This window comes from Pseudomonas sp., assembly GCF_050739655.1.
Classification (GTDB): domain Bacteria; phylum Pseudomonadota; class Gammaproteobacteria; order Pseudomonadales; family Pseudomonadaceae; genus Aquipseudomonas.
Genome location: NZ_JBOIBY010000655.1, coordinates 1 through 7,977 on the forward strand (window position 1 = coordinate 1; position 7,977 = coordinate 7,977).

The following is a 7,977-nucleotide window of genomic DNA, read 5'->3' on the forward strand; positions in this document are numbered from 1 at the left end:
GTGTCATTGATCGTTCCCACGCTCTGCGTGGGAATGCAGCCCGGGACGCTCCGCGTCCCAACCGCGGACGCGGAGCGTCCCGGGCTGCATTCCCACGCAGAGCGTGGGAACGATCAATGACACGACCTTGTTTCTTCAGGCTGTACTGGTGGGAGCTTCACCATGTTGAACACCCTTCTTCCAATCCTGTTGTTCGCCGCCGTGGGCCTTGGTGTCCTGGGCGCATTGCGGCGGGTGGCCATGTGGCGTCGGGGCCGGGCCTCGAAGGTCGATCTGATCGGCGGCCTGTTCGCCATGCCCAAGCGCTACATGGTCGACTTGCACCATGTTGTCGCCCGTGACAAATACATTGCCAACACCCACGTGGCTACGGCCGGTGGCGCGGTGGCGTCCATCGTGCTGGCGATTCTGGTGCATGGTTTCGGCCTGCACAACCGCATCCTCGGTTACGCGCTGCTGCTGATGTCGGCGGTGATGTTCGTCGGTGCCATCTTCGTTTACCTGCGTCGTCGCAATCCGCCTTCACGCCTGTCGAAAGGCCCGTGGATGCGCCTGCCGAAAAGCCTGCTGGCTTTCTCGGCGTCGTTCTTCCTGCTGACTCTGCCGGTGGCCGGGATCCTGCCGGAGAACTTCGGTGGCTGGTTGCTGGCGGTGATTCTCGGCATTGGCGTGCTGTGGGGCGTGTCGGAACTGTTCTTCGGCATGACCTGGGGCGGGCCGATGAAGCACGCCTTCGCCGGTGCGCTGCACCTGGCCTGGCACCGTCGCGCCGAACGTTTTGGCGGTGGTCGTTCAACGGGCCTTAAACCGCTCGACCTGAACGACCCGCAAGCCCCCTTGGGCGTGGAAAAGCCCAAGGATTTTACCTGGAACCAACTGCTCGGTTTCGACGCCTGCGTGCAGTGCGGTAAATGCGAAGCGGCGTGCCCGGCGTTTGCCGCAGGCCAGCCGTTGAACCCGAAAAAGCTCATTCAGGACATGGTCGTCGGCCTGGCTGGCGGCACCGATGCCAAGTTCGCCGGTAGCCCGTATCCAGGCAAGCCGATTGGCGAACACAGCGGCAACCCACATCAACCGATCGTCAACGGTCTGGTGGACGCCGAAACCCTGTGGTCCTGCACCACGTGCCGCGCCTGCGTCGAGGAATGCCCGATGATGATCGAGCACGTCGATGCCATCGTCGACATGCGTCGCCATCTGACCCTGGAAAAAGGCGCGACCCCGAACAAGGGTGCCGAAGTCCTGGAAAACCTGATCGCCACCGACAACCCGGGCGGTTTCGCGCCGGGCGGGCGGATGAACTGGGCGGCGGACCTCAACCTCAATCTGATGAGCGAGAAGAAGTCCACCGACGTGCTGTTCTGGGTCGGCGACGGCGCATTCGACATGCGTAACCAGCGCACCTTGCGCGCCTTCGTGAAAGTGCTGAAAGCGGCCAAGATCGACTTCGCGGTGCTCGGCCTCGAAGAACGCGACAGCGGTGACGTGGCCCGCCGTCTGGGCGACGAAGCGACCTTCCAATTGCTGGCCAAGCGCAACATTCAGACCCTGTCCAAATACAGCTTCAACCGCATCGTTACTTGTGACCCGCACAGCTTCCACGTGTTGAAAAACGAGTACGGCGCGTTCGATGGCAACTACCTGGTGCAGCACCACAGCACCTACATGGCAGAAGTCATCGAGGCTGGCGCGCTCAACCTTGGCCAGCACAAAGGCGACAGCGTGACTTATCACGATCCGTGCTACCTCGGCCGTTACAACGGCGAATACGAGGCGCCGCGTCAGGTACTGCGTGCCCTGGGTATCGAGGTCAAGGAAATGCAACGTTCCGGTTTCCGCTCGCGCTGCTGCGGCGGTGGCGGCGGTGCGCCGATCACCGACATTCCGGGCAAGCAACGTATCCCCGACATGCGCATGGAAGACATCCGCGAGACGGGGGCCGAGCTGGTAGCAGTGGGTTGCCCACAGTGCACCGCGATGCTCGAAGGTGTGGTCGAACCCCGACCGTTGATCAAAGACATCGCCGAACTGGTGGCTGACGCACTGCTTGAAGAAGACGCGCCTAAGTCCGCCTCGTCGGCTAAACGCGAACCCGCGGAGGTGCACTGATGAGCGACATTATCCGCCGCGACCCCCGCGCCGAATGGATCGCCCGTAACCGTCTGCATCCGCTGCATGCGGCCATGCAACCGGCGCAACATAGCTGGATGGGGCCGAACGGCATCATCCGCAAAAATCTGCATGGCGTCGGTTTTATCGGCCCTAACGGAATCAAACGAATTGACCGCAGCGGCGCGCAACAGGGCGGCTCGGCCAAGCGTTCGGCCGCCGTTGAAGTGCAATTGCCGCTGCATCAAGTGCCTGCACCTGCGTTCTACATCAGCGTGGTGCCGGACATGGTCGGTGGCCGTCTGAGCAGTCATGACCGTGACCTGCTGGGCCTGGCCCATCAGTTGGCCGGCAAGGACGGCGCGGTGCTGGCGGTGGTGTTTGGCGAGCATAAGGAAAGCGCTTTTGCCACGGCCGGCGTCGATCGCCTGCTGGTGCTGGATGGCGAAGAGTTCAGTGGTTATGCACCGGAGCAACGTGTCCAGGGCCTGCGGGCTGTGGATAACCAGTTCAACCCGCGTCACTGGCTACTGCCGGACAGCCGCAGCGGTGGCGGGGAACTGGGTCGACGCTTTGCCGCCGCCCTGGGCGAACGCCCGGCCACTCGGGTTTGGCAGGTCAAGGATCAGGAATGTATCGGCCGCGCCGGTGCAGGTTTGCAAGACTTGGCCCGCCCGGTCGCACGTTTGATTCTAGCGGCCGTTGAATGCGCGGAGCCGGTCAGCGAAACCCGTCACGAAGCCTTGCCGGTGGAGTTATCCACAGCCATCGCGCGCAGTCTCTCGCGCATCGAGGATTTGGGCGCGGTGGCAGTGGACCCGGCGGCGATCCCGATGGCCGAAGCCGAGTTCATCTTCTCCGGCGGCAATGGGGTCAAGGATTGGGAATTGTTCCACCAGACGGCTGCTGCACTCGGCGCCACTGAAGGTGCTTCCCGGGTGGCGGTGGACGATGGCTTCATGGCCCGCGACCGTCAGGTTGGCGCATCCGGTACCTGGGTGACCGCACGGGTCTACGTGGCCGTGGGGATTTCCGGGGCGATCCAGCACCTGCAAGGCATTGGTGCCTGCGACAAGGTGGTGGCGATCAACCTCGACCCTGGCTGCGACATGATCAAACGGGCCGACCTGTCGGTGATCGGCGAGAGCGCCGAGATTCTTCGAGCCTTGATCGAGGCGCTAGAGGCTTACCGCAACGATGCCAAGCGCGATGCGGCATAAGGGAAGGAAAGGGTTATGAGCACGAAAATCATTAGCCTGGTGTCCATCGGCGCCCACCCGACCTCTGGCCGGCCACGACGCGCGGAGCAGGATGCGCGGGCGGTGGAACTGGGTCTGCAACTGGCTGGGGATAACTTGCAGGTGCTGCATGCCGGCGATGTCGCCGAGCCTGCGCTGCGGGCTTATCTGGGCATGGGCCTGGAACAGCTTCACGTGCTGGAACAACCGGAAGGCGCCGATGCACTGCCGGCGTTGACCACGTATCTGCGTGACGCCGGTGCCCAGGTGGTGCTGACCGGCAGCCAGGCGGAAACCGGCGAAGGTTCGGGCATGCTGCCGTTCCTGCTGGCTGAAGGCCTGGGTTGGCCGCTGGTGGTGGGGCTGGCGCAGGTCGAGTCCATCGATGGCAACTCGGCGCTGGTGCTGCAAGCCTTGCCCCGTGGTCAACGTCGTCGCTTGAAGGTTCGCTTGCCGTTCCTGGCAACTGTGGATAACGCTGCGCCCAAGCCGCGGCAAAGCGCCTACGGCCCGGCCCGCCGTGGTGTGTTGCAGGCCAATGATGTGGAGGTCGTCGACGATGAGTTGCTGGCGGTCGCCACCTTGCAACCGGCCAAACCACGGCCAAAACGCCTGAAAGTGATCAAGGCCAAGAGCGGCGCCGACCGCATGAAAGCCGCGACGGCCAAGGCCAGCGGTGGTGGCGGGCAAGTGCTCAAGGGCGTGACCGCGCAAGCGGGTGCCGAGGCGATCCTCAAGTTGCTGATCGAAGAAGGCGTTGTTCGCTAACTCTTCCGTCGCACCGCCGATCGTTCCCACGCTCTGCGTGGGAATGCCTCCACGGACGCTCCGCGTTCGGCTTTTGATTGGGACGCAGAGCGTCCCTTGCTGCATTCCCACGCGGAGCGTGGGAACGATCACCATACAAGAACCCACCAAGGGCATACCAAACCCATGACCGTTGAATTCCGTTCCGCCCAGCGCAACGATGCGCGGGAAATTGCGCGCCTGTTCCAGATTTCATCCGAGGGTGCTTCAGATTACATCTGGAGCCAAATTGCCGAACCCGGCCAAAGCCTGCTCGACGTCGGCGCCTTGCGCTACGCCCGCGACGGCGTGGATTTCTCCTGGCAGAACTGCCTGATCGCCGAGGCGAACGGGCAGGTCATCGGCATGATGCACAGCTACGTGATGCGTCACGATCCGTTCGCCGAACCCGTGACCGATCCGGTACTGGCGCCCTACGCCACCATGGAAATCCCCGACACGCTCTACATCTCCAGCCTGGCGCTGCATGAGGGGTGGCGCAATCAAGGCCTCGGCAAACAGTTCCTCGCTTACGCCTACGACCGCGCCAACCAGCTTGGCCTCAATGGCCTGAGCCTGATCGATTACGCCGCCAACACCGGCGCCCGGCGTTTCTACGAGCGCCATGGGTTTCGCGTTGTCGATACTTGCCAGATCACGCCGCATCCGATGATTCGGGTTACGGGTGAGGCTTACCTGATGTATCGGCCCTAAGGGTAATGCCAGCAGCGAGCGGGACTTGTATTCACAGCGCCTGCGTAGGAGCTGTGTAGGAGCTGACGAGTGAAACGAGGCTGCGATCTTTTGACTTTATAAAAGGCAAGATCAAAAGATCGCAGCCTTCGGCAGCTCTTACAGTTCTGTGGCCACTATCAGAACTGATAGTGTCGATTTTGAATTCGGTTTGATACGGTATCGAACAGCTCAAACGCCTCCACGAGGACGCCGTCGATGCCTACCTCTCGCGCCTTTCAACATTCCGTCACGAGAACCGTGCTGCTGGCGACGGATCTGCAACGCAGCGTTCTCGCAGAACTGGACCGTACAGGCCCGAATCCTTTCGCTTACACCCCCTATGGTGAACAGAGCAGGCCGCTCGCGGCAGGCGCTCGCCTGGGGTTCAACGGACAACTGCGGGAGCGGTCGACCGGTTGGTACCATTTGGGCAATGGGCATCGGGTGTACAACCCGGTGCTGATGCGCTTTCAGAGCCCTGACTGGCTGAGTCCGTTTGAGAAAGGGGGATTGAATGCGTATGCGTATTGCAAGGGGGATCCGATCAACTACGTGGACCCTACAGGTAAATTCTGGCAGAGCGTTTTACCGTTTATTCAGCGAGGTTTAACAGCGGCTCTGCACACGATGGCTCCGGCCGCGATGTTATTCGCGCCCGCGCCGGTTACAGGGGTCGCTTTGCACGCTACTCGTTTCAGCCTGCTCGGCTCCGTTGGTAGCTTCACCGGGGCGGTGATGAGTTCTGTCGGAATGCAGTCCGGAGCTGCCGTTAGTGCTGCGGGGACGGGGGCTTTGGTGACTGGCGCTGCCGTACGCGGAGCTGTCGCATTGAAGGCTGCCTACCAGAGCAATAAATTTTGGAAGATATTGAGAGACAACGTTAGAAGTATATTGGGATTGGCAAAACCACCGAAGGCCGTAAAAACGGCAATTCCTGATGAAGTCATCTCTCAGAAAAATTCAGTCAGTTCAAGCTCAGGAACTGAATCTGGAGGAATCGATTCAATAAAGCTTCAGGCAGAGAAAATCAGGCAACCCTAATCGCATTGCACTACATTTTTTACTGTGCGCTGATCAGGATGCAGCACTGGTTCAAGGAGCTTTCAGCGCTTGTTCATAAAACCCGGTTTTTATGAGTGGGTTGGCCATGAAGCCGCTGATGCGTTTGCTCCTTGCCTGGGTTGTCCTGGCGTCGACGGGATTGCTGGCTGCTACCCGCCCGAACGCACCTGAACCGCGTGTCTTGCCCGAACCGGGCTTCTATCAATGGTTGGCGTCGGAACAAGGGCAGAAAGCCTCCCTGACGCAATTGCGCGAACGTTGTGACCGTGTGCCAGAGCCCGGGAATAACCTCGACTGTTCGGTAACGGTGATCGCCCGAATGTTCGAGCTCAAGGCCGTCAATCAGTTGCCCGATTACTACCTGGCGATCCAGCGCCGACACGCTCGGGCCATCAAGGCCGATCCAGAACTGAAAGTCCTGTTCTCGATGTTCGGGGATCAGTCGTTAGCAACTCTGCGCACAACAGGCGATTTCTCGGTGAAACGCACGCCGCAGCACCAAAGGTTGAAAATTCATCCGTACGCCAGCGACCACTTCATTGCGCAAGAGATGCTGCCATTCATCGATGTCAGCGCTGCCAACGGTCATACGGCGCGTTTCGTCCTTGATACAGGCGCGCCGCAAACCCGGGTCAATGTCGACACCGCGAAGCTGATGGGGATCAGGTTGCTGACCGACTCCCATTACGCCTACAGCACGTTTTACGGCGAGAACAATCTGTCGGCCAGGCTTGGGGTCATCGACTCGCTGAAGGTCGGCTCAAGCGAATTCAGGAACGTGCTGGTGTTCGTCAGTGATCGGGACAACCTGCTGGGGCTGGACCTGATCAGTAAATTGGGACCGCTGAAAATCACCCGCAAGACCCTGGAGCTCAACCCCGCACTTTCCCCGCGTTGCGACTCGCCGATTACCTACACCCGCATCGACCTCAACCAGCGACTGACCATCGCGGCCAGTCTGGACAATCGAGACACGCAGGCGATCGTCGATACCGGCAATGTCGACTACCTGACGTCCGCGTTGCCCGGTGAGCAAATCAATGTGGTGCAGACACTGACCCCTGGAAACTCCCCGCTCGATACTGCCGACAGGCAACGCTACCAAACCTTCAAGGGCGTGCTGAACCTGCCGGGCCACAGCCTGCCGATTACCTACAAATACTATCCGGGCTTCACCATCCCGCCGTCCTGGGTAAGGGGGCGGTATGTGCCGTCGGTGCTGCTGGGGTGGCGGGCGTTTGATGATTTTGAGATGAACCTGAATATCGAAACGGGTCGGTCGTGTTTCAACAAGGTGTGACGATTACGGATCATTCGATGTGTTTACCCACAATCCCTGTGAGCGCTTCTGTGGATAACATGTTTGCCACTTGCTCAAGCCCTTGCAGATCACGGCTTACAGCCATCAGATCAAAAAACAACCAACCTAAACTGCGGTTTTTCAAAGGATTTTTTAACGGGTAGGGCGATCAGCTAACAGGATTTTGCCCCCAATCTCTGTTGGCGCTTCTGTGGATAAGATGTTCGCTTACCGCTACAGGCCATATAAACCGTGGCTTTCGAAGAGTTGGTTAAAAAATGTTCAAATCGTTCGTTTTGGCTATTCAGGTATCTCCAGAACGCAGCAAATTCGCGGCTTGCAGCGGTTTTCCACAATGACCGCAAAGTTTCCCCCAAAGTCTGTTGGTGCTTCTGTGGATAAGGTGTTCGCCATACGCTGCAGGCTACGTATTACGTGATGTTCAGAGAATTGATCAATAAGTGAGCAGGTGCCGTGGAAAACGGGCGTTCTGAATAAGTCACGGATTTTATTCAGTTTCTGTGGAAAAAATTTGCAGACTTTCCACAGTTGTCCCCAGTTGCTGTGGGTGGAGATGTGGATAACTTGTTTGCGGAAGGCTGAGGGGCGCGTGGGATATAGCGCTGAACGGAATAGGTCATATTTCGTACAGTTCTATTAAGAGAGATATGTGGTGACTTTGAGGACGCTTTCGCGAGCAAGCCCGCTCCCACACTTGATCGAGGTGACTGCGATCCAATGTGGGAG

At 59.5% G+C, this 7,977-nt stretch carries 6 protein-coding genes; all 6 read left to right on the forward strand.

The features are described from left to right. Positions 1-162 precede the first annotated feature (162 nt). The 6 genes from dgcB (at position 163) to ACRESJ_RS31210 (ending at position 7,230) form a co-directional block, all read left to right on the forward strand. Positions 163-2,109, forward strand: a complete 1,947-nt coding sequence (dgcB, locus tag ACRESJ_RS31185) for a dimethylglycine demethylation protein DgcB (RefSeq protein WP_431761338.1) — start codon at positions 163-165, stop codon at positions 2,107-2,109. Next, on the forward strand, positions 2,109-3,329 hold the full coding sequence (locus ACRESJ_RS31190) for an electron transfer flavoprotein subunit alpha/FixB family protein (protein ID WP_431761339.1): 1,221 nt from the start codon (positions 2,109-2,111) through the stop codon (positions 3,327-3,329). Before dgcB ends, ACRESJ_RS31190 begins: the two co-directional genes overlap by 1 nt. Before the next feature lie 15 nt (positions 3,330-3,344). Next, entirely contained in the window at positions 3,345-4,115 is a 771-nt protein-coding gene (locus ACRESJ_RS31195) for an electron transfer flavoprotein subunit beta (RefSeq protein ID WP_431761340.1), read from the forward strand. Positions 4,116-4,280: 165 nt separating this feature from the next. Then, positions 4,281-4,847, forward strand: a complete 567-nt coding sequence (locus ACRESJ_RS31200) for an N-acetyltransferase family protein (protein WP_431761341.1) — start codon at positions 4,281-4,283, stop codon at positions 4,845-4,847. 237 nt (positions 4,848-5,084) lie between these two features. Continuing rightward, on the forward strand, positions 5,085-5,909 hold the full coding sequence (locus ACRESJ_RS31205) for an RHS repeat-associated core domain-containing protein (protein ID WP_431761342.1): 825 nt from the start codon (positions 5,085-5,087) through the stop codon (positions 5,907-5,909). A 118-nt stretch (positions 5,910-6,027) separates the two neighbouring features. Beyond that, on the forward strand, positions 6,028-7,230 hold the full coding sequence (locus ACRESJ_RS31210; protein WP_431761343.1) for a retropepsin-like aspartic protease: 1,203 nt from the start codon (positions 6,028-6,030) through the stop codon (positions 7,228-7,230). Positions 7,231-7,977 lie beyond the last annotated feature (747 nt).

Bases quoted from the DNA above. Each gene is read 5' to 3' on its own strand.
- dgcB (WP_431761338.1), top strand. From the start codon at position 163: ATGTTGAACACCCTTCTTCCAATCCTGTTGTTCGCCGCCGTGGGCCTT.
- ACRESJ_RS31190 (WP_431761339.1), top strand. From the start codon at position 2,109: ATGAGCGACATTATCCGCCGCGACCCCCGCGCCGAATGGATCGCCCGT.
- ACRESJ_RS31195 (WP_431761340.1), top strand. From the start codon at position 3,345: ATGAGCACGAAAATCATTAGCCTGGTGTCCATCGGCGCCCACCCGACC.
- ACRESJ_RS31200 (WP_431761341.1), top strand. From the start codon at position 4,281: ATGACCGTTGAATTCCGTTCCGCCCAGCGCAACGATGCGCGGGAAATT.
- ACRESJ_RS31205 (WP_431761342.1), top strand. From the start codon at position 5,085: ATGCCTACCTCTCGCGCCTTTCAACATTCCGTCACGAGAACCGTGCTG.
- ACRESJ_RS31210 (WP_431761343.1), top strand. From the start codon at position 6,028: ATGCGTTTGCTCCTTGCCTGGGTTGTCCTGGCGTCGACGGGATTGCTG.